Origin of the sequence: Caulobacter endophyticus (assembly GCF_029543245.1) — a bacterium.
GTDB lineage: Bacteria > Pseudomonadota > Alphaproteobacteria > Caulobacterales > Caulobacteraceae > Caulobacter > Caulobacter endophyticus_A.
Map to the genome: position 1 here is coordinate 1 of NZ_JARQWV010000018.1, position 24,019 is coordinate 24,019.

Here is a 24,019-nt window from a genome sequence, read left to right on the forward strand (position 1 = left end):
CGGGGGCGGTTTTTGTTTGCCCCCACCGGCTGGGTGCCGCCGCACCCTTCCCCCCCCCGCGTGGGGGGGGGGGGGGCCCCCCCCGCGGTGGCGGGGCCGAGACTGGGCCCCGTGCCGGCCGTCGCCCCCTCCGTCACGGCGCCGATGGCGCCGCGCCACCTCCCCCGCACGCTTCGCTACGGGGGAGGAGTTTGGCTCGCAGCCCTTGCTAAGGGCTCGACGGATCGCCGAACCTCGCCTAGGTTTGCGCGGAACAAGAGGGGAACGCGCATGAGCGGCGACATCCGTATCGGCATCGGCGGCTGGACCTTCGAGCCCTGGCGCGGCCACTTCTATCCCTCCGACCTGAAGCAGAAGGAAGAACTGGCCTATGCCAGCCGCCAGCTGACGGCGATCGAGATCAACGGCACCTACTATTCCAGCTTCAAGCCCGACAGCTGGCGGAAATGGCGCGACGAGACGCCCGACGACTTCGTGTTCGCGGTGAAGGCCTCGCGCTTCACCACCAATCGCAAGGTGCTGGCCGAGGGCGGTGAGTCGGTGGGCAAGTTCCTCGACCAGGGCCTGACGGAGCTGGGCGACAAGCTTGGCCCGATCCTCTGGCAATTCATGCCCACCAAGAAGTTCGACGAGGCCGACTTCGGGGCGTTCCTGGCCCTGCTGCCCAAGGAGAAGGACGGCCTGCGCCTGCGCCACGCGGTCGAGGTGCGCAACGACACCTTCATGACCCCAGCCTTTCCGGCGCTTCTGAGGGAGCACGGCGTGGCCGGCGTCTACGCCAAGCACTTCGACTATCCGGAGTTCGCCGACGAGGCCGCCGACTTCGTCTATGCCCGCCTGCAGACGGGCTCTGACGCGGTGGCGACGGCCTATCCTGAGGCCGAGCTCGACCAGTGGGCCGACCGCCTGAAGACCTGGGCCGCCGGCGGCGCCCCGGCCGACCTGCCGCGAATCGACAAGGCCTCGGTTCCTGCCGCCAAGCAGCGCGACGTCTTCGCCTTCATCATCCACGAGGGCAAGGTGAACGCGCCCCACGGGGCGATGGCGCTGATCGATAGGGTCCGCTGATCCTTCTCCCCTTGCGGGAGAAGGTGTCATCCGAAGGATGACGGATGAGGGGTCTCTCAGACGCAAAACGCCGCGACAGATGAACGGCCGTCGCGGCGTTTCTGTGCGTGCAACCCCTCACCCGACCCGCTACGCGGGCCACCCTCTCCCGCAAGGGGAGAGGGGTCACCCCGCAGCAGCCGCCGCCATGTCGCGCCACGGGCGCGCTTCCTTCCTGAACCGCGGGTGGGTCTTGGAGAGGCGCTTATCGAGTTCGGCCAGGGCTTCGCGGGCCTCGGCCTTGCGGCCGGTCTCGCCCAGGAACACCGCATAGCGGGCCATGCCCTCGAAGCCGGGCAGGTGGGCGGCGGCCCAGCGCAGGGAGACGTCGGCCTCTTCGTTGCGGCCCAGCGCCGCCTGGGCGCGGCCGAGCGCCAGGGCGGTCTGCGGCGTGCGGCTCTTTTCGCCCTGCTCGCCCAGGGCCTCCAGCAGCGGCAGGGCCTCGGCCGCGCGGCCCAGTTCGAGCAGGCTGTTGGCGCGCGCCAGCATCAGGGCCGGGTCGTCGGCATAGTGGCCTTGCAGGGCCTGGGCGTAGATCCGCTCGGCCTCCTCGTGCTTGCCAAGGCCGGTGGCGGCGGCGGCCAGGCGCGAGAGGTTGGTGACCGTGGGCGCGTCCTCGGCCTCGCGGCTGGCCTCGCGATATTCCCGCTGCGGGTCCAGCGCCTGGCGGGCGGCGGCCTTCATCTGCTGGGCCTTGGACCCGCCCATGAACTCCGGCGCGATGATGGCCAGCAGGTACACGATCCCGCCCAGCGGCTGGAACATCAGGATGATCAGCAGCCAGTACATCGCCTGGCCCGTGCGCACCACGTGGACGCAGAGGGCGATCGAGAAGATCAGCGACAGGCCGATAGCGGGGAACATCAACAGGGTCTCCGGATACGTCCCGGCTATGTGTGGCCCCCATGGCGGGGCGTCAATCCGCGAGGCCGCCCCAGGGCGAGGTTTCGCCGCCCGCTTCCGAGGGTTCGCGCGACGCCGCCTCTTGCGCGTCAACTCTGCGTCTGCCTAATGTCGTTATATTGCGAGAGTGCAATCCACTATGTGGGATTTCCTCGCGAGGCGCATAAGCAGACCGGGAAAAACCGGCGCTTTGGGTTGGAAACATAAGGGCGGGTCCAGAGAGGCGCCGCCGTCAGGAGGGACCTATGTCGTCGTCGTCCTTGTATGGTTCGCGTGCTCGCAGCCTGCGGACGGGCTGTTCCCTGGCCGTCCTGATGTCGGCGGTCCTGGCGGCCGGCGCGGCCAGCGCCCAGACAACGCCTCCGCCCGCCGGCGAGACCACCGAAAACGCGGTGGAGGAGGTGATCGTCACCGGCTTCCGCGAGAGCCTGAAGAGCGCCCTGAACGTCAAGCGCCAGTCCTCGGGCGTGGTCGACGCCATCAAGGCCGAGGACATCGCCGACTTCCCCGACGCCAACCTGGCCGAGTCGATCCAGCGCGTGCCCGGCGTGTCGATCACCCGCGTGGCCGGCGAGGGCCGCACCATCACCGTCCGCGGCCTGCCGCCGAACTTCACCCGCGTGCGCATCAACGGCATGGAGGCCCAGTCGACCAGCGGCGCCACCACCAGCGACCGCGGCGCCAATCTCGGCCGCGGCTTCGACTTCAACACCTTCGCCTCGGAGCTGTTCAGCGGCATCGCCGTGCGCAAGACCGCCCAGGCCGAGGTGATCGAGGGCTCGCTGGGCGCCACCGTCGACCTCGACATCGCCAAGCCGCTGGACCAGAAGGGCCGCACCTTCGTGGTCGGCGGTTCGCTGGGCTACAACGACCTGTCGAAGAAGAACGACAAGAAGCTCTCGGCCGTGCTCGGCGACCGCTGGGACACCGCCTGGGGCCAGTTCGGCGCCCAGGCCTCGCTGGCCTGGAGCAAGCGCGAGTTCCTCGAGGACCAGTGGGGCTCGGGCGGCTGGAACCCGGCCACGGTCGACGGCGGCTTCTGCACCCCCGTGGGGCGCCCCATACCGAACCCGGTGTTCAACGCCGCCAACGGCACCGATGCGGCCAACTGCGCCACCGGCGTGCCGCGCCCGGCCGCGAACGACACCCTCTACGACCTGGGCAACCGCTCGACCGTGTTCTTCCCGCGCCTGCCGCGCTACGGCCGCTTCCACCACGACCAGGAGCGCACCGGCGCCACCCTGGCCCTGCAGTGGAAGCCCAGCGAGCGCACCTCGTTCGGCTTCGACGCCCTCTATTCGAACTATGACGTGGTGCGCGAGGAGAACTGGCTTGAGGGCTTCTCCTTCGCCCGCTCGATCACCCAGAATGGCAAGCCGCAGACGGCCATCCGCGAACTGATCCTGCGCGAGGCCGGGACCAGCCAGACCGCCGGCGCCAACTTCGGCCTGCCGGTCTACGACGTGGCCTACGCCCGCTTCGACGGCGTCGACGTGCGTTCCGACACCCAGCACGACGAGTTCCAGAACGTCTTCCAGCAGTACACCTTCAACGGCAGGCACGAGCTGACCGACAACATCACCATCTCGGGCCTGGTCGGCTATTCGAAGTCGGACTTCGACCAGCCCAAGACCACGACGATCATGTTCCAGCGTCCCAATACGAGCATGACGATCGACTTCCGCGACGACCGCGACCAGCCCAAGATCACCCACGGCTTCGACGTCACCGACGCCAGCCTCTACAGCTTCGGCGCGCCCAACGCCGAGGTGCGCCTGTCGCAGATCTTCACCACCAACATCTACAAGACGGCCGAGCTGAACCTGGCCTGGGCCGTGGACGACGACCTGACCATCAAGTTCGGCGGCCACTTCCACGAGTTCTCGTTCGACACCTCGGCCCGCCAGCGCCTGAACAACTTCCTGGTGCCCACCCTGACCAGCGACCAGCTGAAGGCGGTGACCAAGGTCATCAGCGGCTTCGGCGGCAGCGGCATCAAGGACGGCGTCTTCCCCAGCAGCTGGGCGACCATCGACTACGACAAGTTCGTCGACAGCCAGAACCTCTACAGCGACAGCGGCATGTACGCGCTCAGCGCCAATGTCGGCGGCATCCGCCGCGTCGAGGAGAAGGTGACGTCCGGCTACTTGCAGGCCGACCTCAGGACGGAGATCGGCGGGCTGCCGGTGCGCGGCGACATCGGCTTCCGCATCGCCAAGACCGAGCTGCAGTCGATCGGCTACCAGATCCCCAGCCTGCCCAACACGCCGCCCGAGCGGGTGGCCGCCGACAACGACTATCTCGACGTGCTGCCGGCCGCCAACCTGGCGGTCGACGTGACCGACGACCTGGTGGTGCGCTTCTCGTGGGCCAAGGTGGTGTCGCGTCCGGACCTGGGCTTCCTGTCGCCCGGCGGCAGCCTGAACCTGACCGGCACGCCGTCGATCGCCTCGGGCAATCCCGACCTCGACCCGATCCGCGCCACCACGGTCGACCTGGGCGCCGAGTGGTACTTCGCGCCGGGTTCGGTGCTGGGCGTGGGCGTGTTCTACAAGGACATCGACACCTACGTGCAGAACCAGAGCCAGCAGATGAGCTTCCGCCAGACCGGCCTGCCGCTCGAACTGCTCAACGGCTCCAACCTCGATCCGGACAATTCGGTGTTCACCGTCACCCGCCCGGTGAACACGCCCGGCGGCCCCCTGAAGGGCTTCGAGGTCAACTACCAGCAGACCTTCACCTTCCTGCCGGGCTTCCTGCGCCACACCGGCGCGCTGGTGAACTACACCTATGTCGACTCCCAGATCGACTACTTCCTGGCGGCCGGCGGGGTGACCACCAACGACCTCGTGGGCCTGTCGAAGAACGCCTACAACGCCACGCTCTACTACGACGACGCCAAGCTCAGCGCCCGCATCTCGGCCTCGTACCGCGACAAGTCGATCGTCGCCCTGCCGGCCAACAACCCGCTGCAGGACGTCGAGGGCTACGACGCCAACCTGACCTTCGACATGGCCGCCTCGTACCAGATCAACGACCGCCTGAAGCTGTCGCTGGAAGGCCTGAACATCTTCGACCGCTTCAACCGGCAGTACATCGACTCCGACCGCGACAGCACCTTCGTCTACACCCATACGGGGCGTCAGTTTAACCTGGGGCTTCAGTACCGGTTCTAGGGTTTGATCCCTCTCTCTTAGGAGAGGGAGGGGCCCGCCGCGCAGCGGTGGGAGGGTGAGAGGTTACAGCCTCTCACCGCTTCCCTCGTCATCCCGGAAAGCGCCTGGTGGGTATCCGGGGCTCAGGGCCGTCGCACCGCGTCGGCCCTTTTCGTTGAGGGTGAGCCGAAGGTCGTTCCGCGCCAGCCAACTGGATAGTCAGCGCTGCGAAAGACGTGGTGTCGGACACCTCGAAGCGGTCGCCGGAAGCTTCCGAGAAGGGTGGCTAGCGGACGTTTGCCTTGGTCGCACCGAGTAGCTAGCTCGCGCCATAAGCCAACATTGGCGTACTTGCGGGAAGCGGACGCTCCCAGACGCCGAGCCTCAGTATAGCGCAGCTGCCCGCCGTTAGCCTCGGCGTTGGAAAAGATGATAGCCGCCCGGCACGCTTCGCACGCTTTCGGTCCGCAGTGGCAGGCACCGCGGGCACCGCAGGACATCAAGGGCCATGTAGTCGGCATCCTGATCGCCGACGGATCGGAGACCAAGGCGATTAACAAGCTGAAGGCCGCGTTCAAGAAGGCCGGCGCGGTAGCCAAGGTCATCGCCCTGATCGAGGCCGAGGGTCGCAAGGCCACGTCGGCCCGACGTCATCAAGGACGAGGCCTTTCGCCTCGGCCGCGTGGCCAAGCCAGTCAAGGACGTGGGCGGGCTGCAGCGCGGGCAGCCCCTCGGCAGCTCGATCGCTATGTCGCCGTCGCCAGGGGATCACTTGGCCGACAGATCACGCCAGCGCTGGGAAGGGATTTCGGCCGAGAGAATCAACTGCTTTGCAAATGTCGCATCCGCGAGCATCCGCCCCTGTGAGGATTCCCACAGGGGCATCCTGACAGACGTTATCGCGGCGATTTGAGTTTTGCGTAGAGCAATACACCCAGCACACCACACACGCCCCCCACGAACATTATGAGAATAAAGTACGGATTCATATGCCGATTACCTATCTCAGAAGGGGGTTGGATTGCCTCCGGAACTGGTCGGATTTCCTGGAGCCGTGATGCCGCCCGCAAACCCAGCAATGCCGCCGGTCACCATACCACCGACCGCGCCGGCAAGAGCTCCGACGCCCACGCCTACCAATACTCCCGGCCCGGTAATTGACGCAGCAACGCCGCCAGTGAGACCTCCGACGAAGGCCCCTCCGACGAGACCAACTCCGATTCCGTAGATCGCGTCTTCGAACTGATCAGTTGGTGTGCGTTCCTGCTGATAGGGTACGTCAATTGAAAGTCCACACCCGCTCAGCCGCACATAGTCGGTCCGGCCATCGCCATTGGTGTCGACTAAGCTCCAATCATTGGTGGGGCATTTGCCGCTTGAGTTGCTATCACCATCAAAATTTATCCAGAACGGCGAGGTTTGGCCCTGCGCGCTCCCGCCCGCAACCAATTCCATATCGTTAATCGACAAGACCCTCATAGGTTGCCTCTCCCTTCAGTCTTAGCCTTGGCGGCTCACTTGAGCCTGAAACCTCCCTCAGTGCGTGTCAAATTTATTCACTATCGCAAAAAGTGTTTTTGGATGAGGGCGCCTTTGGGGCCGATCGCAACGGCGCTGTCCGTGCCGCCGTTGCCGCGCCCTACGGGCTTGAATGCTCCGCGCTAATCTCGCTCACCGCTCTCTCTCTCTCTATTCCAACCTATAGGTCTGATCGCTAGCGAGATTGCGCCAGGCTCGCGCGCTCAGCGATGAAGGCCCGAATGTCCGCCAAGAGTCGTAAGCCGGAAGCAGCGGCTGCTCCGAAAGGGGATATCCTGCGCGCCCCACAGCTTGGCGCGGACTGGCCAAGTCGCGTGGCGTCAGCTTTGGCCGACGGTGAAACCTCTCACCCTCCCGCGCCTTTGGCGCGGGCCCCTCCCTCTCTCTAAGAGAGAGGGTTATTCGCGCGGCTTCTTCGGGTCGGCCTTGGGGGAGGGGGCCAGGCGCAGGACCTCGGCCTGGTAGCGCTCGTCGTCGCCGGCGGCGGCGAAGGGCAGGGCGTCGGTCACCGCGTCCAGCAGCGGGTCCAGCCACTGGTGCTCGACCTTGTGGAAGTCGCCCAGCACGTAGTGCATGACCATGGCCTTGTCGCCCGGGTGGCCCACGCCGATGCGGCCGCGGCGGAAGGCGTCGCCGATCTGGCTGGTCACCGAGCGGATGCCGTTGTTGCCCGCCGCCCCGCCGCCGGCCTTCATCCGGAAGCGGCCGGGGGCCATGTCGATTTCGTCGTGGAAGACGATGACGTCGGCCGGCGACAGCTTGAAGAACTTCATGGCCTCGCCCACGGCGCGGCCGGCCTCGTTGTAGTAGGTCTTGGGCTTGAGCAGCAGCAGCTTGACCGGGCCGTCGGGCGTGTCGACCTGCCCCTCGCAGGCCAGCCCCTGGAAGCGCGCGCGCCAGGGCGCCGTGCCCCATTTGCGGGCGATGGCGTCCACGGCCATGAAGCCGACGTTGTGGCGGTTCTTCTCGTATTTGGCTTCGGGATTGCCGAGGCCGGCGAGGATAAGCATCGCTTTGGTTCTCAGAAGCGCAAACGAAAACGGGCGGACCCGAAGGCCCGCCCGTCTCTATATCGGTTCGATCCGAAGACCGAGCGGATTAGCCTTCGACGGTGGTGTCGCCGGCGTCCGACTGGGCCGAGGCCGAGGCCTTCAGGGTCGCGATCACGAAGTCGCGGTCCACGGCCGGCTTCACGCCTTCCGGCAGCTTCACTTCCGAGATGCGGATGGTGTCGCCCAGGTCGTGCTTGGCCAGGTCGATGACCAGCTCTTCGGGGATCTGGTCGGCCGGGCAGGCCAGCTCGACGGTGTGACGGATCACTTCCAGCGAACCGCCCTTCTTCAGGCCCGGCGAAGTTTCGTGGTTCTTGAAGTGCACCGGCACTTCGATCTTGATCAGCTGGTGCTCGCCGACGCGGTACAGGTCGAAGTGGATCGGCTCGTCGGTGACCGGGTGGAACTGAACCGACTTGGCGATGACCGATTGCTTGTCTTCGCCGTGCTGCAGGGTGACCAGGTGGCCGAGCAGCTTGCCGGTGTAGAGCGCCTTGCGGAATTCGTTGGACTTCACCGCGACGTTCACGGGGTCCTTGTCGCCGCCGTACAGGACGCCCGGGACGAAGCCGGCGCGGCGGGTTTCACGGGCGCCGCCGGTGCCGGCGCGCTCGCGGATTTCGACTTTGAGGATGATCTCGGCCATGTGTGTTCTCTCTTGAGGGCCCATGCCCTCGGAATGCGAAATCGCCGCACAAGGCCGGATTGCCCCGCTCGGTCGACGTTTTCAGGAGGGCGCCCAATACACGAAGAGGGCCGCCGGTGCAATCCGGCGGCCCTCTTGCTGTCAGCCGGGGAGGCTGGATCAGGCTTTCTTCTTCTTGGCGGCCGCGGGCTTGGCGGTCGTCTTCTTCTTGGCGACCGGCTTTTCCGGCGGCGGAGGCGGCAGGGGCTCGACCGGCATCGGCGCGCCCGAGGCCTTGATGACGCAGGCGCCGGTGTCGATCATGATGTGCTGGCCCAGGCAGAAGATGTCTTCGTAGTGGGGCTTGGAGACGGCCAGGCACTGGTAGAGGTTCAGCTTGGCCATGTTCAGGCAGGAGGCGCTGCTGGGCTCGGCCATGATGGCGTCGATGGTGGCCATGTTCTCGTCGCCGGCGGCGCCCAGGGCGGCCAGGGCGGCCACGGCCATGCTGCGGATCACCAGCGGACGGTAGGGCGGCGGGGCCGAGCGCGGACCGGCCGGAGCGGCGGTCGCGTCGATGGCGGCGTCGATGCTGGCCGCGGCCGGCGCCGGCGCGGGCGGCGCGTTGACCGTCGTCAGGGCGGCCTGCTGCAGCTGGGCCACGTCGGCGGTGTCGGCCAGGGCGGGAATGGTCGAGGCGCTCTTGGCGTAGGCCAGGCGGCCGTCGCGATCGGTCACGAAGCCCTTGGACCAGGCCACGCGCTGCACGTCGTAGGCGGCCTGCTTCACCTTCTTGCCGGCCTGGTAGACCTTGAGGCCGTCGGCGCCGAGGGTGTCGATGATGCGGGCGGCGGCGGTGTCGCTGCCCTTGAAGCCCACGGCATAGGCCGGATCGGCGATCAGTTGATGGATCACCTGCTGGCGCTGGGCCGGATCGGCGGCGAAGGCGCGCACCGAGGCCACGAAGGTGGGATCCTGCAGGGCCAGCACCGCGCCGTACGACATGGCGCCGCTGAGGAAGTGCTTTTGCTCATAGCCGACGCCGACCTTCAGCGAGGCCTGGATCTGGTCGCCGTTCTGGAACGCTGCGTCGATGGCCCCGGCGCGCTGCATGTAGCCGCGGAAGGCGCTGGCGCGCTCGACCACCTTGCTCGACAGGGTGATCGGCGGCGGGGCCGGCGGGGCCTTGACGACGGGCGGGGGCGGCGCGGCGGGCGGGGTGGAGCAGCTGGCCAGGACGGTGGCCGCGGCGAGCGCGACGGCCGTGAGAGCGGCGTGCGGACGCAGGTTGAAAAGCATGCTGGCGACATCCCCGTATGACTGGAACCGGCATAACATCGCCGACGGGCGACATTGTGACAGTCAGTCCGTTAACCAGACTTTGACAAGCGGGGCTATGAGGCAATTTCCGCGAGAGCGCGGATTCCGTTGGATATTTCGCCGACAGTAAATGTGGCGGTGATGTGGCGCGGCGCCCGTCGGGGTTAACGGTGGAGCCTGGCTCCCACGCCGTAAAATCCCCGCGAAAGCGCGGACCCAGGCTTTTCTGAAACGCGGGGCGCTCGACGATAAAGCACCTGGGTCCCCGCTTTCGCGGGGATTGGTCGGAACAATAGGTCCCTTAGTCGAACAGCTTCGACACCGACTCTTCGTTGGCGATGCGGCGGATGGCCTCGCCGATCAGGGGGGCGCACGAGACGTAGCGGATCTTGGGGCAGGTCTTGGTGGTGTCGGAGGCCTCGATGGAGTCGGTGACCACCAGCTCGGTCAGAACCGAATTGGCCACGCGCTCGGCGGCCGCGCCCGACAGAACGCCGTGGGTCACATAGGCGCTGACCGAGACGGCGCCGTGGTTGATCAGGGCCTGGGCGGCGTTGCACAGGGTGCCGGCGGAGTCGGCGATGTCGTCGAACAGGATGCAGCGGCGGCCTTCGACGTCGCCGATGATGTTCATCACTTCCGACTGGCCCGGGCCCGAGCGGCGCTTGTCGACGATGGCGAGGTCGGCGTCGTCCAGGCGCTTGGCCAGGGCGCGGGCGCGCACCACGCCGCCGACGTCCGGCGAGACGACCATCAGGTCGTCGCCCAGCGGGTAGTTCTTGATGATGTCGTCGGCCAGCAGGCGCGAGGGCAGCAGGTTGTCGGTCGGGATGTCGAAGAAGCCCTGGATCTGGCCGGCGTGCAGATCCATCGTCAGCACGCGGTCGGCGCCCGAGCGGGTGATCAGGTTGGCCACCAGCTTGGCCGAGATCGGGGTGCGGCCGCCGGTCTTGCGGTCCTGGCGGGCGTAGCCGAAGTAGGGCAGCACCGCGGTGATCCGCTTGCCCGACGCGCGCTTGAGGGCGTCGATGCAGATCAGCAGTTCCATCAGGTTGTCGTTGGCCGGATAGCTCGTCGACTGGATGACGAACACGTCCTCGCCGCGGACGTTCTCGTCGATGGTGACGAACACCTCGAGGTCGGCGAACCGGCGCACCTGGGCGCGGGTCAGCGGCATGTCGAGGTACTCCGCGATGGCCTGGGCCAGCGGACGGTTGGAGTTGCCGGACAGCAGCTTCATTTTGGATTCTCGGGTGGGGGACGCCGTTGCCGGGCCTTCTAGCAGCGATCCGCCCGGGGGCAATCCTCTTAAGGCCCCAGGTTGCGCTTCATGACCATTTCGTGTCGTTCGGGCCGCACAGGCTGGGTCCTTCTCCCCTTGCGGGAGAAGGTGGCGGCCGAAGGCCGACGGATGAGGGGTTGAACGCCCTTTCCGCAAAGTTCTGGGAGACCCCTCACCCGACCCGCTTCGCGGGCCACCCTCTCCCGCAAGGGGAGAGGGAGCCAGATCAAGCTTCCAGCATGATCGCCGACAGCAGCCGGCCATAGTCCTTCTGGCCGTTCAGAACCGCGCGGCGGTTGGAGAAGAAGTGGTCGCCCTCCTCGCAGGTGTCGCGGCCGACCCATTCGCGCTGTTCGATCCCGGCCGTCCCGATGCGGTCGAGCACGAAGGCGGGCAGGTCGAAGTAGCGCTTCTCTTCGGTCTTGCCCGGCTTGAAGAACCGCTTGGAGCCGGGGCAGTCGGCCTCGAACCTGGCGAAGAACTCCAGGCCCACCTCGTAGGATTGCGGGCCGATGCAGGGGCCGACGGCGGCGACCATGCGGTCGGGGCGGCCGCCCAGCTCGACCATGGAGTCGACGGCGGCCTGCACCACCCCGTCCAGCGCCCCGCGCCAGCCGGCGTGGGCGGCGGCCACGACGCGGGCCTCCGGATCGACGATCAGCACCGGGGCGCAGTCGGCGTGCAGGGCGCCGCAGACCACGCCCGGCGTCTTGCTGACCACGGCGTCGCCCTGCGGCCGGGCGTCGCCCCACGAGCCGTCGGCGACGATGGCGATGGTCGAGTGGATCTGGAAGCAGGTGTTGAGGTCTTCGCGCTCGACGCCGAACCAGCGCGCGGCGCGGGCCCGGTTCTCGATCACGTCGGCCGGCTCGTCCTGGCTGCCGCGGCCGACATTGAGGCTGTCGTACAGCCCCTGCGAGACGCCGCCGTTGCGGGTGAAGAAGGCGTGGCGCAGGCCCGGCACGGACGCCAGCAGCGCAGACTGCACGGTGGGGAGCGGTGCTTTGGTCATGCCTCGTCCTCGAAGAGCGGGGGATTGAGCCCCGGCGCGCTCAGGCACGCGACCTTGAAGAGATCGCCCATCTGCGCCGCTCCGGTCAGGCGATCAAGCTGTCTTGCGACGACCTCGGCCCGATCGGGGCGCGCGGCGGCCAGGGCCTGGGCGCGAGCCTCGATGCCGAGGGCGCGCAGGAAGTCGCCCTGGGTGACCACCGGCGGGGCGCTCGCCCCGGCCTGGCGCGCGGCTTCCAGCACCGACGGGAAGTCGGCCCAGACGGTCAGGTCGGCCTGGCCGGGACTGTCCAGCGGGCCTTCCTTCCGGTGGGCGCGGATGGCCTGCAGGGTGTCGCCCGGCTCGCTCGTCGCGCGGCCGTAGTCGATCAGCAGCGCCGCCCCGCCGTCGCGGGCCAGGCGATGGCCGAGTTCCGAGCCCAGCGCGGCCTGGGCCGGCGAGGATTCGAGGATGGCGCCGACAGCAAGGTCCTCCCCCTGTGGGGGAGGTGTCGGCGAAGCCGACGGAGAGGGGGGAATCCTAGGCTCGGCGGCGGCTGAAAACGCCCCCCCTCCGGCCCTGCGGGCCGCCTCCCCCAGGGGGAGAGGATTTAGCGGCTTCAGCCCGAACGCCAGTTCCCCGTTATCGCCGAGGCCCACCACCCGTTCGGCCCAGCCGTCGGGGGTCTTCACGAACTGCCGCGCCGGCAGGCAGTCGAGCAGTTCGTTGGCGACCAGCAGCAGCGGCGCGCCGGCGGGAACCTCTTCCAGCCGGTCGGCCCACCGCACGCTCGCGCCGGCCAGCCGGTCCTTCTGGGCCGCGCGCAGCACCGGCGACACCTCGACCAGCCACAGGTCGGCGGCCTCCAGGAAGGCGGGCAGCAGGCGGCCAGCGCGCAGGATGTCGCTCATCAGCGTCCCGTCGCCGGGGCCCATCTCGACCAGGCGGAACGGCGCGGGCCGGCCCAGGCGGTCCCAGGTCTCCACCAGCCACAGGCCGATGAGCTCGCCGAACATCTGGCTGACGCCCGGCGCGGTGACGAAGTCGCCGTCCGAGCCCCCGGTCATCCCTCCAAGGGCCGGCCGGTTGGCGTAATAGCCGTCGCGCGGGTCGTGCAGGCAGCGGGTGAAGTATTCCGGGACGCTGATCGGGCCGTCCTGGGCGATCTGGGCCTTCAGGCGACCCAGCAGCGCGGGTTCTCGCAGGCTCAAGGCTGGACCGGCTCCGGGGCGGACGAGGGCGGGGCGACCGGCGTCTTCAGCGCCTTCCACAGCAGCCAGCCGCCGACCAGCAGCATCGGCAGCGACAGCATCATGCCCATGGTCAGGCCCAGCGGGAACTCGGGCATGCCCTTGTCGGGATTGCGCACGCCTTCCAGCGCGAAGCGGAACAGGCCGTAGCAGATCAGGAAGGTCGCCACGAGCGCGCCGCGGCGCTGCAGCCATTTGAAGCGCCAGACCAGCACCTGCAGGATGGCGAACAGCAGCACGCCCTCGAGAGCGGCCTCATAGAGCTGGCTGGGATGGCGCGGCAGCTCGCCGGCGGGACAGCCATAGGGATAGTGCGCCTGGCGGATGGTGTCGTTGCAGAAGATCACGCCCAGCGGGGAGTCGGTGACGCGGCCCCACAGCTCGCCGTTGATGAAGTTGGCGCAGCGGCCGAAGAACAGGCCGATCGGGGCCACCGGCGCCACCAGGTCGCCCAGCTTCAGAAGGTCGATGCGGTTGCGGTGGGCGAAATAGATCACCGCCGCGCAGACGCCCAGGAAGCCGCCGTGGAACGACATGCCGCCTTCCCACACCTTGAAGACGTCCAGCGGGCTGGCCGCCAGCGCCATGCGCTGCTCGGGGTTCACCAGCATGTAGAACAGGATGTAGCCGATGCGCCCGCCCAGGATGATGCCCAGGGTGATCCACAGCACCAGGTCGTCGACCTGCTCGCCGGTGGCGGTGGGCTTGTGGCCGCCCCAGGGCGTCGGCGACTTCACCAGCCGGACGGCGTACTGCCAGCCCAGCACGATGCCGGCGACATAGGCCAGGGCGTACCAGCGCAGGGCCAGCGGGCCCAGTTGCATGGCCACCGGGCCGATGTGAACGACGGGGTCGATATCGGGAAAGATCACGCCGTACGGCTCCGTTCGAGACAGATGGTCGCAGGGATACCCGCTTCGTGGTTCGCTTTCATCCCCCGCGCACCATATAAAGAACTGTGGGCGATTTGCGCCCGGCCGGAACCAAGATGCACAGCCAGAACCCCTTCCTCGACGAATTCGCCAAGTTCACCCAGGCCGCCATGGGCATCGCCCAGACCGCCGGCGACGAGGCCAAGACGGCTTTCCGCGCCCAGGCCGACCGCTGGGCCGCCGAGCTGGACCTGGTGCGTCGCGACGATCTGGAAGCCCTGAAGGCCCAGGTGGCCGCCCTGCAAGCCGAGGTCGCCGCCCTGAAGGCTGAAAAGTCCGCCGCCCCGAAAGCGGCGACGAAGAAGGCGACTCCGAAGGGTGACCAACCCGCGCAAAAGGGCGAATAAATCGTTTACCGCTCGCTCCCAGCGTGAACGCTGTTGTGGCCAAACGCGCGAAGCAGCTTAGACTCTCCTTTCGTGGGCGACACCCGGCGGGTCCCACGCCCGTCATCGCCCCCGGGGGCCAAAGGTTCTGATGGACACCCAACCCGACGACGACGTCCTGCTGGCGCTGGATCCCCTCGAGGTGGTCGAGCACGTGCTGGCCGCCGAAAACCTGACCTTCGACCGGACGGAGGATGGCGATCTCGCCTTCGCCCTGACCGGCGACTGGAAGGATTACGAGCTCTGGTTCGCCTGGCGTCCCGAGGCCGACTGCCTGCAGCTGTGCCTCTCGCTGGACCTGCGCGCCTCCAAGACCAAGCGTCCGGGCGCCTACGAGCTGCTGTCGATGATCAACCAGCGCGTCTGGCTGGGCCACTTCGAGGTCTGGACCGACGATGGCGAGGTGGTGTTCCGCCACGCCCTGGCCCTGCCGTCGGGCGAACGCCCGACGATGGCCCAGGCCGCCTCGATGATCGACGCGGCGGTGGAAGCCGCCGACCGCTTCTACCCGGCCTTCGACTTCCTGCTGCACGGCGCCAAGACCCCCGACGAGGCCATGGCCGCCTGCATGTTCGAGACGGTGGGCCAGGCCTGATCTTCCTTCTCCCCTTGCGGGAGAAGGTGTCGGCGAAAGCCGACGGATGAGGGGTGTCTCAGACTTTCGACGCCGCGACAGCTGATCGGCTGCCGCGGCGTTTTTGTGCGTGCGACCCCTCACCCGACCTCCCTCCGGGAGGCCACCCTCTCCCGCAGGGGGAGAGGGATCATTCTGGTGGTGACGCCGTCCCCGTGCCGCGCTAAGCGCCCTGCGACACCAGACACGCGGGAGCTTTGCCCATGACCCCCATCCTTCTGCTCGGCGCGGGCCGCATGGGCGGGGCCCTGATCGAGGGCTGGCGCAAGACCGGGGCGTTCGCGCTGTCCGACCTGATCGTCCGCGATCCGGCCGCCACCGACGAAGCCTTCCCCGGCGCGGTGGTCAATCCGCCGATCGAGGCGCTATCCGCCGCCAAGGTGGTGCTGCTGGCCGTCAAGCCGCAGATCTGGCGCGAGGCGGTCGCGGACGTGGTCCCGCACCTGGCTCCCGACGCCATCATCGTCTCGATCGCCGCCGGGGTGCGCGCGGCCGACATTTCGCAGGCCTTCGGCGGCCGGCGCGTGGCGCGGGTGATGCCGACGACCGCCGTCGCCATCGGCCAGGGCGCGGCCAGCCTCTATGCCGATACGGCCGAGGCGCTGGAGGCGGCCAAGGCCCTGCTGGCCCCGGTCGCCGCCACGGTCGAGCTGGCCGACGAGCAGCTGATGCACGCCGCCACCGCCGTCTCCGGCTCGGCGCCCGCCTATCTCTACGCCTTCATTGAAGCCCTGGAAGCGGCCGGCGCCGGCCAGGGCCTGTCGCCCGAGGACTCGGCGCGCCTGGCCCGCGCCACCATCGCCGGCGCGGCGGCCCTGCTGGCGGCCGGCGGCGAGGAGCCCGCCGAACTGCGCAAGCAGGTGACGTCTCCCGGCGGCACCACGGCCGCGGCGCTGTCGGTGCTGATGGGCGAGGGCGGTTTCGGGGATCTGCTGCCCAAGGCGCTGGCGGCGGCGGTCAAGCGCTCGGAGGAACTGGGAGGCTGATCCCCTCTCCCCTTGCGGGAGAGGGTGGCCCGCGTAGCGGGTCGGGTGAGGGGCCTCTCAAACACAAGATGCCGCGACAGCTGATCAGCCGTCGCGGCGTTTTTCGTGGGTGCGCCCCCTCATCCGTCGGCTTCGCCGCCACCTTCTCCCGCAAGGGGAGAAGGACTTATTTCGTCACGTCCACCAGCGCCTGGGGCGCCTTGCCCCGGGCCTGGGCCACGAACTCCACGGCCCGCACGATGTGGTCGGCGAACTCCCCGCCCAGCAGACGGGTGTGGGTGGCGCCGGCCACGTGGTCGACATAGCCGTGCTGCGAGGCCCGCGCCGGGGCGGCCTGCATGTCCTTCCACTGGGCGCGCTCGCCCACCCGGGCGCCGGCGGTGACCACGGCCACCGGCCATTCGGGCTTGAACGGCGGCTGCGCGCCGGCCTGGGCGGAGGCCTCGGCCCACAGCGTGACCTCCTGCGCCGAGGTGCGGTTGTGGCGGCCGTTGGCGAAGCCCCAGCGCTTTTCGGCCTTGGCGTCCGGCGGCAGGCCGATCTTGTCGCCCAGGCGGGTATAGACCAGCGGCTTGTAGAGCCCGGTCGAGGCGCCCAGCGCCGCCGCCCGCGAGATGAACACGAACGACTTGATGAAGCCCTTGGCGCGGCGGATCTTCGCCGCCTCCGGCGTGGCGGCGTCGACCAGGACGAGCCCGGCGACCTGGCTTGGATTGCGGCCGGCGTATTCGCGCAGGCGCAGGCCCGCCATCGAGTGGCCGACCAGGATGTAGGGACCCGTCTCGCCCGAGGCGGCGACCAGCTTCTCGAAGTCCGCCACGATGGCCAGGCCGTCGCGGGGCTTGGGGCCCTTGGGCGAATAGCCCATGCCGGCGCGGTCATAGGCGCAGGCGCGCCAGCCGGCGGCGGCCAGGGCGTCCTGGGTCGCGCCCCAATCGGCGGCGAAGCCGAAGGCGCCGGCTTCCAGCCAGACGGTCGGGCGATCGGGGTGGGTGGCCTCGCCCTCGCAGACGAGCCGCAGCTTACGGCCCTCGCCGATGTCGACGAAGGTTCCGCGCGGGGCCTTGTGTCCGACCGCGGCCATCACGCCGCCCGCCGCGACGAAGGAAACGAAGAGCAGGGTGAAGGCGGCAAGGGCGCGTCCGGCGTGCTTGAGCATGGGTCTCAATGTAGGGGCGCAGGATCGTTCGTCGAGAGCGCCCGCGACGTCCGGGCGCGGTTTATTTCCGGCGGATCAGTCCCTAGACTCGAAAGTCATGCGTCGCGTGCTGCCTTCCCTGTTGCTGGTCGCCGCCCTGGCCTCGTCGGCCGGGGCCCAGACCCATGCGCGCCGCGCCCTGTCGGCGCCCGCGCCGGAGGCGACGCCGGCCCCCAGCGCCCAGGCCGTGATCCCGCCGCCGATCCCGCTGCAGTCACCCCGGCCCGGCGCCGATCCGGCCGCCTGCAAGGCCGTGTGCGCCAAGACCTACTACTTCTGCCGCGCCAATACCGACGACGACAGCTGCCCCGGCGAATGGGCCCGCTGCGACGCCCGCTGCAAGGCGACGTTCGTCCGGCCGAACGGCAACTAGATCCTCCCCCTCTGGGGGAGGTGGCCCGAAGGGCCGGAGGGGGGACGTTTTCAGCTTTCGGGGCGCCGGCCGTCTCATCAGCCACACCCCCTTCGTCGCCTTTGGCGACACCTCCCCCAGAGGGGGAGGATCTTCTTGCATCCCCTCTTGCTCCGCGCTCGGAACGAGGCTCAAATCCTGACGGGGCGTCATTGACGCCGCCCAACAAAAGAGCCGCGCCTCGATGTCGAACATCGCCTATTTCCCCGCCATGCCGCCGCGCGAGGACAATCGCCCGGGCAAGCGCGAGCGCACCAAGACCGCCAACCGCCAGGCCATTCTCGACGCGGCCCGGCAGGTGTTCGGCGAGCTGGGCTATGACGGGGCCACGGTGCGCGACATCATCCGCCTGACCGGCTTGGCTTCGGGCACCTTCTACAACTACTACAAGTCCAAGGAGGAGGTGTTCGACGCCCTCGCCGACGACGGGGCGCGGCGCTTTCGGCCGCTGCTGCGCGTGGAGTTCGAGAAGGCGACCGACTTCGCCTCGTTCCTGCGCGGGGCCATGCGGGCCTATTTCGACTTCCTGGCCGCCGAGCACGAGACCTGGCGCGTCAACCGCCCGGCCGGCGAGACCCACCCCCAGGTCCGCGCCACGCCCGAGGTCACCGCCGTCTTCGCCGAGGTGCGCGAGGCTTTCGAGCGGGTGCTCGAGCGCGAGCACGCCCCTCCCGTGGATCTCGACTACCTGACCGCCGCCTGTATCGCCGTGGCCCGCGAGGTCGGCGACAAGATGCTGGAGCGCCGGCCGATGGATACGCAGGGCGCCACCGCCTTCGCCGTCGGCCTGATCCTCGGCGGCCTGCCGGCCCTGCCCAGGCCCTGAGAACGAAACCTCGTCCTTCGACAGGCTCAGGATGAGGTTTCTACTGCTGCCGGCCTGCCTGTAGTCCTCCCCCTGAGCTTGTCGAAGGGCGAGGGCGGTCCCACCGAAACCAACCAGAAAGAGCCCCCGAATGGCCGACGTCCAGAAGCTGGTCCTCAAGACGATCCTGTCGCTGCCGACCCCGATCCTGCGGGCGCTGAGCGGCGGGGGCGTCGTCTATCGCGGCGGACGCACCCTGGACCCGCGCTTCCAGTTCTTCGCCCACGCGGCCAAGGGCATGCCGTCGATGACCACCCTGTCGCCGGAAGAGGCGCGGGCGGGCAGCGCCAAGGGCCTGCTGGCGGTCTCGGGTCCGCCCGAGACCGGGGTGCGCAACGAGAGCCTCAGCATCGACGGCTCCGGCGGCCAGATCCCGATCCGCGCCTATCGCCCGGCCGAGCAGGACGCCGCCGCGCCGCTGATCGTCTTCGCCCACTTCGGCGGCGGGGTGATCGGGGATCTGGAGACCTGCCACGCCTTCTGCGGGATCCTGGCGCGCATCGCCAGGACCGCCGTGCTGTCGGTCGACTACCGCCTGGCGCCCGATCATCGCTTCCCCGCCGGTCTGGACGACGTGCTGGCCGCCTATCGCTGGGGCCGCGACAACGCCGCCCGCTTCGGCGCGGCGCCGGGGCAGGCCGCGATCGGCGGCGACAGCATGGGCGGCAACTTCGCCGCCGTGCTGGCCCAGGAGATGCAGCGCGCGGGCGAGGTCCAGCCGGCCTTCCAGCTCTTGATCTATCCCGCCGTCGACGTGGCCAGCGAGACCCCGTCGATGGCGGTCTATGCCGACAGCTATCCGCTGAGCCGCCCGATCATGGAGTGGTTCATGGGCCACTATATGGGCCCCGAGGCCGATCCGGCCGACCCGCGCCTGTCGCCCGACAAGACGCAGGACCTGACGGGCCTCGCCCCCGCCATCGTGATCACCGCCGGCTTCGACCCGCTGGTCGACCAAGGCGAAGCCTACGCCAAGCGCCTGATCGCGGCCGGCGTGCCCACCACCTACCGCTGTTACGACAGCCTGGCCCATGGCTTCACGGCCTTCACCGGCGCGGTGCCGGCGGCCGATGCGGCCTGCCGCGAGATCGCCGGGCTGGTGCGGGCGGAGATCGAGGGGCGGCGCGGCGCGTGAAAGCGCTGGTCGTCGAAAGCCTGGCGCCCGACTTCGCCGGCTGTGCGGTGCGCGAGGTTCCAACGCCCGCGCCCGGTCCCGGCGAGGTGCTGGTCCGCGTCAGGGCGGCCAGCGTCAACTTTCCCGACCTCTTGATGACCCGCGGCGAGTACCAGCTGAAGCCGGACCTGCCGTTCACCCCCGGCCTCGACTTCGCCGGCGAGGTCGCCGCCCTGGGCGAGGGCGCCGAGGGTCTGGAGATCGGCGCGGCGGTGGTCGGCGGCGCGCGCACCGGGGCCTTCGCCGAGTGTATCGCCGTGCCGGCCAGGGCGCTGAAGCCCAAGCCCGCGCGGCTGTCGTTCGGCGAGGCGGCGTCCTATGGCGCGGCCTATCTGACGGCGCGGGTGGCGCTGGTGCGGCGGGCGAACCTTCAGCCTGGCGAGTGGCTGCTGGTGCACGGCGCGGCCGGCGGCGTGGGCCTGGCGGCCGTCGACCTAGCCAAGGCCATGGGCGCGCGGGTGATCGCCGCCTCGGCCTCCGACGACAAGCTGGTGGAGGTCTCGCGGCTCTATGCGCCTGACGCTGTCGTCAACGTCACCGGCGGTTTCCGCGAGCGGGTGAAGGCGATCACCGGCGGGCGCGGCGCAGACGTGGTCTATGACCCGGTCGGCGGCGATGTCTTCGACGAGAGCCTGCGGTGCCTGGCCTTTGACGGGCGGCTGCTGGTGATCGGCTTCACCTCGGGGCGGATCCCGACCGTTTCGGCCAATATTCCCCTGATCAAGGGGGTCTCGGTGATGGGCGTGCGGGCCGGCGAGTACGGCCGCCAGTTTCCCGAGCGCGGGGCGCAGGACCAGGCCGCGGTCTGGGCGATGGCGGATGCGGGGACGATCCGGCCCCATGTCCATGCCGAGGTTCCGCTGGAGCGCTGGCGCGAGGCGTTCGAGCTGCTGGCCCAGCGGCGGGTGGTGGGCAAGGCGGTGGTGGTCTTTTGAACCCTCTCCCAGAGGGAGAGGGAGGGGCCCAGGCGAAGCCTGGGAGGGTGAGGGGTTTAGACGGCGGCCGTTTCGCGCGGCCGTCCTCGCCGTGTCGTCAGGATGGTCCGGAAAGGGCGTACGCCCTCACCCTCCCGCGCTTTCAGCGCGGGCCCCTCCCTCTCCCCACGGGAGAGGGGTTCTCTAGGCCGGCCGCCGCGCTCGCAGGGCCTGGGCGATGGTGCCGTCGTCGAGCCAGTCCAGATCCCCGCCGACGGGCACGCCGCGGGCCAGCATGGTCACCGGCACGTTGGTCTGGGCCAAGCGGTCGGCCAGGTAATGGGCGGTGGTCTGGCCGTCGACCGTGGCCGGCAGGGCCAGGATCACCTCGGCGACCTCGCCGCTGGACGCGCGCTCCAGCAGTTCGCCCACCCGCAGGGTCTCGGGGCCCACGCCGTCCAGCGCCGAGAGCAGGCCGCCCAGCACGTGGTAGCGGCCCTTGAACGAGCCGCCGCGCTCCATGGCCCACACCGAGCCGACCTCCTCGACCACGCACAGCAGGCGCACGTCGCGCGAGCCGTCCGCGCACACCGCGCAGGGATCGGTGGTGTCGAGCGAGCCGCAGGTGGAGCAGGTCTTCACCTTGGCCTGGGCCTCGGCCATCGCCGCCGACAATGGCGCCAGCAGCGTGTCGCGCTTCTTCAACAGGGCCAGGGCCGCCCGCCGGCCCGAGCGCGGTCCAAGGCCCGGCAGCTTCGACAGCAGGGCGATCAGGCGCTCGATCTCGGGTCCGGCGGAGGCGGCCATTTGGTCTTTCTGGGTGCGTCACCCTCGCCCTTCGACAAGCTCAGGGTGAGGGTGATGTTCGGCTCAGTAGACATCCTCACCCTGAGCTTGTCGAAGGGCGGGGATGGCGGTTCCGCCGTTTAGAACTTCATCCCGGGCATGCCGCCCATCAGGCCAGCCATCGGGCCGGCGGCTTCCTGCATCATCTGGGCCTGCTTGGCTTCCAGCTTCTTCTTCGCGTCGGCGTGGGCGGCGACGATCAGGTCGGCGATGACCTCGCCTTCGCCCGGCTCGATCAGGCTTTCGTCCAGCACCACCTTCTTGAGGTCGCCCGCGCCCGACAGGGTGACGGTGACCATGCCGCCGCCGGCGGTGCCTTCGATAAGGGCTTCGCCGAGGCGGGCCTGGGCGTCGGCCAGCTTCTGCTGCATGGCCTGGGCCTGCTTCATCAGGCCGCTGAGGTCTTTCATGGTCTGCTCCAACTGCTGGCCCGAAACCTCGCCCTTCGACAGGCTCAGGGTGAGGTTTCCTACTGACGGGCCTTCAAGGTAGCCCTCATCCTGAGCTTGTCGAAGGACGAGGGCGGTTCAAAGGGAACGGAGGGTTCTGTTAGTCCTCGGCCTCGTCCGGCTCGATCGGCGCGGGTTCGGGAGCCAGGACCTTGCGGATCTCGACGATCTCCGTGCCCGGGAAGGCCGACAGCACCGAGGCCACGAACGGATCGGACTTGATGGCGGCCAGGGCTTCGCGCTCCTCGCGCTTCTGGCGCTCCATCAGGCTTTCGGCCCCGCCGCCGCCCTCGGCGGCGATCAGCCAGGGCTGGCCGGTCCATTCCTTCAGCGCACGCACGAGGCGGCCGGCCAGGTTGCCCGGGGCGCCGGGGGCGGCTTCGAAGGTGATGGCGCCGGGGCGGAAGCTGATCGGGCGGACGAACTGCTCGACGTCGAGGCGAAGACCGATGTCGCGCTTCTCGGCGATCAGCTTCAGCACGTCGTCGAACGAGGCCAGCACAGGGGCGGCCGGGGCGGCGCCGACGGCGGCCATGGCGCGCGGCGCGGCCGAGACGGCTCCGCCCGGAGCGGCGCCGCCGCCCACGGCGACGCCGCCGCCCGGACCACCGGGATTGCCACCGTCGCGCAGGACCTTCAGCGCATCCTCCGGACCCGGCAGGTCGGCGGCGTAGCACAGGCGGATGATCGCCATCTCGGCGGCGGCCATGGCGTCGGGCGCGCGGCGCACCTCGTCATGGGCCTTCAGCAGCATCTGCCACAGGCGGGCCATGGTCCCGGCGCTGGTCTGGGCGCCGACCGAGGTCAGGCGAGCGGCCTGCTCCTTGGGCATCGACAGGGCCTCGGGGCCCAGCGCCTTGGCCACCGAGGCGGCGTGGCAGTGGTCCAGCAGGTCGAGCATCACCACCACCGGGTCGGCGCCGAAGCCCCACAGCTGGCGGAAGGTGGTCAGGGCCTCGCCCGGCTTGCCGCTCATCACCTGTTCGAAGAGAGCGATGGTCTGGCTGCGGTCGGCCAGGCCCAGCATGTCGCGCACGACGGCGGCGGTGACGGTCTGGCCGCGCTCGGTCTGGACGATGGCCTGGTCGAGCAGCGACAGGCCGTCACGGGCCGAGCCCTCGGCGGCGCGGGCGATCAGGGCCAGGGCGTCGGGATCGATCTTCGCGCCTTCGCGCTGCGAGATGCGGTCGAAGTGCCTGGCCAGCACGTCCGGCTCGATGCGGCGCAGGTCGAAGCGCTGGGTCCGCGACAGGATCGTCACCGGAACCTTGCGGATTTCGGTGGTGGCGAAGATGAACTTGGCGTGCGGCGGCGGCTCTTCCAGCGTCTTCAGCAGCGCGTTGAACGCCGCCGTCGACAGCATGTGCACTTCGTCGATGATGTAGACCTTGTAGCGCGCCTCGACCGGGGCGTAGCGCACCCCGTCCAAGAGCTCGCGCATCTCGTCGACCTTGGTGCGCGACGCCGCGTCCAGCTCCAGCACGTCCATGTGCCGGCCCTCGATGATCGCCCGGCAGTGGCGGCCTTCGGTGGAAAGGTCGACCGAGGGGCCGTGGACCGTGTCGCTCTCGTAGTTCAGGGCGCGCGCCAGCAGGCGGGCGGTGGTGGTCTTGCCGACCCCGCGGACGCCGGTGAGCATGAAGGCGTGGGCGATGCGGCCGGTCTGGAAGGCGTTGGCCAGGGTGCGGACCATGGCCTCCTGGCCGATCAGGTCCTCGAAGGTGCGCGGGCGGTACTTGCGGGCCAGCACGGTATAGGCCGCGCCGGCTTCCTCGGCTTCAGGCTCGGGCAGGGGCCTGGCCGCGACCGGAGCGGCTGCGGGGGCGGGCGCCTCGCCGAAGATGTCGGCCGTGTTCTCGTCGCGCTCGGGCGGCGCCTCACGATCGAAGGCGGGCTCGTCCCAGGGGGGAGCGGAATCGGGCGTGAGGTCGTGATCGGCCATGGGCGCAGTCTAGAGCGTCGGGCGGCGCGGCAAAAGGCTCGCGCGATAGTCAATGCT

Annotated in this window: 23 protein-coding genes and 1 pseudogene; 10 read left to right on the plus strand and 14 right to left on the minus strand. The window is 69.2% G+C overall.

Translation table 11 applies throughout. The annotated features are described in order from the left end of the window. Positions 1–270 precede the first annotated feature (270 nt). A complete protein-coding gene (locus P7A99_RS17030) occupies positions 271–1,068 on the plus strand; it encodes a DUF72 domain-containing protein (protein WP_277794964.1) in 798 nt (265 codons plus the stop codon). A gap of 165 nt (positions 1,069–1,233) precedes the next feature. Here P7A99_RS17030 and P7A99_RS17035 read toward each other — a convergent pair whose 3' ends face one another. Continuing rightward, positions 1,234–1,971, minus strand: a complete 738-nt coding sequence (locus P7A99_RS17035) for a hypothetical protein (RefSeq protein ID WP_277794965.1) — start codon at positions 1,969–1,971, stop codon at positions 1,234–1,236. 284 nt (positions 1,972–2,255) lie between these two features. Between P7A99_RS17035 and P7A99_RS17040 the strand changes: the two genes are divergently transcribed. Both P7A99_RS17040 and P7A99_RS17045 read left to right on the plus strand, forming a co-directional pair. Further along, the gene (locus P7A99_RS17040) at positions 2,256–5,186 is read left to right on the plus strand and encodes a TonB-dependent receptor (RefSeq protein ID WP_277794966.1); all 2,931 of its coding nucleotides are present in this window, start codon (positions 2,256–2,258) and stop codon (positions 5,184–5,186) included. A 408-nt stretch (positions 5,187–5,594) separates the two neighbouring features. Next, a complete protein-coding gene (locus P7A99_RS17045; RefSeq protein WP_277794967.1) occupies positions 5,595–6,032 on the plus strand; it encodes a hypothetical protein in 438 nt (145 codons plus the stop codon). A gap of 138 nt (positions 6,033–6,170) precedes the next feature. Here P7A99_RS17045 and P7A99_RS17050 read toward each other — a convergent pair whose 3' ends face one another. The 8 genes from P7A99_RS17050 to lgt form a co-directional block, all read right to left on the minus strand. Then, positions 6,171–6,644, minus strand: coding sequence for a hypothetical protein (locus P7A99_RS17050; protein WP_277794968.1), 474 nt, complete (start codon positions 6,642–6,644; stop codon positions 6,171–6,173). A 458-nt stretch (positions 6,645–7,102) separates the two neighbouring features. Further along, positions 7,103–7,714 carry an aminoacyl-tRNA hydrolase gene (gene pth / locus P7A99_RS17055; protein ID WP_277794969.1) on the minus strand — a complete coding sequence of 204 codons (612 nt, stop codon included), beginning with the start codon at positions 7,712–7,714 and terminating at the stop codon, positions 7,103–7,105. 88 nt (positions 7,715–7,802) lie between these two features. Then, positions 7,803–8,402, minus strand: a complete 600-nt coding sequence (locus P7A99_RS17060; protein ID WP_277794970.1) for a 50S ribosomal protein L25/general stress protein Ctc — start codon at positions 8,400–8,402, stop codon at positions 7,803–7,805. A gap of 159 nt (positions 8,403–8,561) precedes the next feature. Next, a complete protein-coding gene (locus tag P7A99_RS17065) occupies positions 8,562–9,680 on the minus strand; it encodes a hypothetical protein (RefSeq protein WP_277794971.1) in 1,119 nt (372 codons plus the stop codon). A 322-nt stretch (positions 9,681–10,002) separates the two neighbouring features. Then, positions 10,003–10,941: a ribose-phosphate pyrophosphokinase gene (locus P7A99_RS17070; RefSeq protein ID WP_277794972.1), complete on the minus strand. Its 939-nt coding sequence runs from the start codon at positions 10,939–10,941 to the stop codon at positions 10,003–10,005. A gap of 268 nt (positions 10,942–11,209) precedes the next feature. Beyond that, on the minus strand, positions 11,210–11,995 hold the full coding sequence (gene pgeF, locus P7A99_RS17075) for a peptidoglycan editing factor PgeF (protein ID WP_277794973.1): 786 nt from the start codon (positions 11,993–11,995) through the stop codon (positions 11,210–11,212). Further along, entirely contained in the window at positions 11,992–13,185 is a 1,194-nt protein-coding gene (locus P7A99_RS17080; RefSeq protein ID WP_277794974.1) for a class I SAM-dependent methyltransferase, read from the minus strand. The genes pgeF and P7A99_RS17080 overlap by 4 nt, the downstream gene beginning before the upstream one ends. Further along, positions 13,182–14,096, minus strand: coding sequence for a prolipoprotein diacylglyceryl transferase (lgt, locus tag P7A99_RS17085; RefSeq protein ID WP_277794975.1), 915 nt, complete (start codon positions 14,094–14,096; stop codon positions 13,182–13,184). The genes P7A99_RS17080 and lgt overlap by 4 nt, the downstream gene beginning before the upstream one ends. A 116-nt stretch (positions 14,097–14,212) precedes the next feature. Between lgt and P7A99_RS17090 the strand changes: the two genes are divergently transcribed. The 3 genes from P7A99_RS17090 (at position 14,213) to proC (ending at position 16,162) form a co-directional block, all read left to right on the plus strand. Then, entirely contained in the window at positions 14,213–14,503 is a 291-nt protein-coding gene (locus tag P7A99_RS17090; protein WP_277794976.1) for an accessory factor UbiK family protein, read from the plus strand. A 130-nt stretch (positions 14,504–14,633) separates the two neighbouring features. Beyond that, entirely contained in the window at positions 14,634–15,137 is a 504-nt protein-coding gene (locus P7A99_RS17095) for a YbjN domain-containing protein (protein WP_277794977.1), read from the plus strand. 242 nt (positions 15,138–15,379) lie between these two features. Further along, positions 15,380–16,162: a pyrroline-5-carboxylate reductase gene (proC, locus tag P7A99_RS17100; protein ID WP_277794978.1), complete on the plus strand. Its 783-nt coding sequence runs from the start codon at positions 15,380–15,382 to the stop codon at positions 16,160–16,162. A 166-nt stretch (positions 16,163–16,328) separates the two neighbouring features. On the opposite strand, the gene P7A99_RS17105 is transcribed toward proC, so the two are convergent. Next, the gene (locus P7A99_RS17105) at positions 16,329–17,321 is read right to left on the minus strand and encodes an alpha/beta fold hydrolase (protein WP_277794979.1); all 993 of its coding nucleotides are present in this window, start codon (positions 17,319–17,321) and stop codon (positions 16,329–16,331) included. Between the two features lie 97 nt (positions 17,322–17,418). Here P7A99_RS17105 and P7A99_RS17110 point away from each other — a divergent pair, with 97 nt between their 5' ends. After that, positions 17,419–17,733: a hypothetical protein gene (locus P7A99_RS17110; protein ID WP_277794980.1), complete on the plus strand. Its 315-nt coding sequence runs from the start codon at positions 17,419–17,421 to the stop codon at positions 17,731–17,733. A gap of 223 nt (positions 17,734–17,956) precedes the next feature. Continuing rightward, entirely contained in the window at positions 17,957–18,598 is a 642-nt protein-coding gene (locus tag P7A99_RS17115) for a TetR/AcrR family transcriptional regulator (RefSeq protein ID WP_277794981.1), read from the plus strand. Between the two features lie 9 nt (positions 18,599–18,607). Here P7A99_RS17115 and P7A99_RS25240 read toward each other — a convergent pair. Continuing rightward, positions 18,608–18,696 (minus strand): annotated as a pseudogene (locus P7A99_RS25240) (hypothetical protein); the annotation flags it as partial. Positions 18,697–18,728: 32 nt separating this feature from the next. On the opposite strand from P7A99_RS25240, the gene P7A99_RS17120 reads away from it, so the two are divergent. Together P7A99_RS17120 and P7A99_RS17125 are read left to right on the plus strand one after the other, a co-directional pair. Beyond that, a complete protein-coding gene (locus P7A99_RS17120) occupies positions 18,729–19,772 on the plus strand; it encodes an alpha/beta hydrolase (protein ID WP_277794982.1) in 1,044 nt (347 codons plus the stop codon). Continuing rightward, positions 19,769–20,746, plus strand: coding sequence for an NADPH:quinone oxidoreductase family protein (locus P7A99_RS17125; protein ID WP_277794983.1), 978 nt, complete (start codon positions 19,769–19,771; stop codon positions 20,744–20,746). The genes P7A99_RS17120 and P7A99_RS17125 overlap by 4 nt, the downstream gene beginning before the upstream one ends. Positions 20,747–20,929: 183 nt before the next feature. Here the strand turns inward: P7A99_RS17125 and recR are convergent, their stop codons facing one another. From recR to P7A99_RS17140, 3 genes are all read right to left on the minus strand, one after another. Next, complete coding sequence (recR, locus tag P7A99_RS17130) at positions 20,930–21,532, minus strand: recombination mediator RecR (protein WP_277794984.1); 603 nt, start codon at positions 21,530–21,532, stop codon at positions 20,930–20,932. Positions 21,533–21,651: 119 nt separating this feature from the next. Next, on the minus strand, positions 21,652–21,981 hold the full coding sequence (locus tag P7A99_RS17135; protein WP_277794985.1) for a YbaB/EbfC family nucleoid-associated protein: 330 nt from the start codon (positions 21,979–21,981) through the stop codon (positions 21,652–21,654). Between the two features lie 139 nt (positions 21,982–22,120). Then, positions 22,121–23,962: a DNA polymerase III subunit gamma/tau gene (locus tag P7A99_RS17140; RefSeq protein ID WP_277794986.1), complete on the minus strand. Its 1,842-nt coding sequence runs from the start codon at positions 23,960–23,962 to the stop codon at positions 22,121–22,123. Positions 23,963–24,019: the final 57 nt, after the last annotated feature.

What these genes read in the sequence shown, in the direction of transcription:
- P7A99_RS17030 (WP_277794964.1), top strand. Translation starts at nt 271, where the DNA reads ATGAGCGGCGACATCCGTATCGGCATCGGCGGCTGGACCTTCGAGCCC.
- P7A99_RS17035 (WP_277794965.1), bottom strand. Translation starts at nt 1,971, where the DNA reads ATGTTCCCCGCTATCGGCCTGTCGCTGATCTTCTCGATCGCCCTCTGC.
- P7A99_RS17040 (WP_277794966.1), top strand. Translation starts at nt 2,256, where the DNA reads ATGTCGTCGTCGTCCTTGTATGGTTCGCGTGCTCGCAGCCTGCGGACG.
- P7A99_RS17045 (WP_277794967.1), top strand. Translation starts at nt 5,595, where the DNA reads ATGATAGCCGCCCGGCACGCTTCGCACGCTTTCGGTCCGCAGTGGCAG.
- P7A99_RS17050 (WP_277794968.1), bottom strand. Translation starts at nt 6,644, where the DNA reads ATGAGGGTCTTGTCGATTAACGATATGGAATTGGTTGCGGGCGGGAGC.
- pth (WP_277794969.1), bottom strand. Translation starts at nt 7,714, where the DNA reads ATGCTTATCCTCGCCGGCCTCGGCAATCCCGAAGCCAAATACGAGAAG.
- P7A99_RS17060 (WP_277794970.1), bottom strand. Translation starts at nt 8,402, where the DNA reads ATGGCCGAGATCATCCTCAAAGTCGAAATCCGCGAGCGCGCCGGCACC.
- P7A99_RS17065 (WP_277794971.1), bottom strand. Translation starts at nt 9,680, where the DNA reads ATGCTTTTCAACCTGCGTCCGCACGCCGCTCTCACGGCCGTCGCGCTC.
- P7A99_RS17070 (WP_277794972.1), bottom strand. Translation starts at nt 10,941, where the DNA reads ATGAAGCTGCTGTCCGGCAACTCCAACCGTCCGCTGGCCCAGGCCATC.
- pgeF (WP_277794973.1), bottom strand. Translation starts at nt 11,995, where the DNA reads ATGACCAAAGCACCGCTCCCCACCGTGCAGTCTGCGCTGCTGGCGTCC.
- P7A99_RS17090 (WP_277794976.1), top strand. Translation starts at nt 14,213, where the DNA reads ATGCACAGCCAGAACCCCTTCCTCGACGAATTCGCCAAGTTCACCCAG.
- P7A99_RS17095 (WP_277794977.1), top strand. Translation starts at nt 14,634, where the DNA reads ATGGACACCCAACCCGACGACGACGTCCTGCTGGCGCTGGATCCCCTC.
- proC (WP_277794978.1), top strand. Translation starts at nt 15,380, where the DNA reads ATGACCCCCATCCTTCTGCTCGGCGCGGGCCGCATGGGCGGGGCCCTG.
- P7A99_RS17105 (WP_277794979.1), bottom strand. Translation starts at nt 17,321, where the DNA reads ATGCTCAAGCACGCCGGACGCGCCCTTGCCGCCTTCACCCTGCTCTTC.
- P7A99_RS17110 (WP_277794980.1), top strand. Translation starts at nt 17,419, where the DNA reads ATGCGTCGCGTGCTGCCTTCCCTGTTGCTGGTCGCCGCCCTGGCCTCG.
- P7A99_RS17115 (WP_277794981.1), top strand. Translation starts at nt 17,957, where the DNA reads ATGTCGAACATCGCCTATTTCCCCGCCATGCCGCCGCGCGAGGACAAT.
- P7A99_RS17120 (WP_277794982.1), top strand. Translation starts at nt 18,729, where the DNA reads ATGGCCGACGTCCAGAAGCTGGTCCTCAAGACGATCCTGTCGCTGCCG.
- recR (WP_277794984.1), bottom strand. Translation starts at nt 21,532, where the DNA reads ATGGCCGCCTCCGCCGGACCCGAGATCGAGCGCCTGATCGCCCTGCTG.
- P7A99_RS17135 (WP_277794985.1), bottom strand. Translation starts at nt 21,981, where the DNA reads ATGAAAGACCTCAGCGGCCTGATGAAGCAGGCCCAGGCCATGCAGCAG.
- P7A99_RS17140 (WP_277794986.1), bottom strand. Translation starts at nt 23,962, where the DNA reads ATGGCCGATCACGACCTCACGCCCGATTCCGCTCCCCCCTGGGACGAG.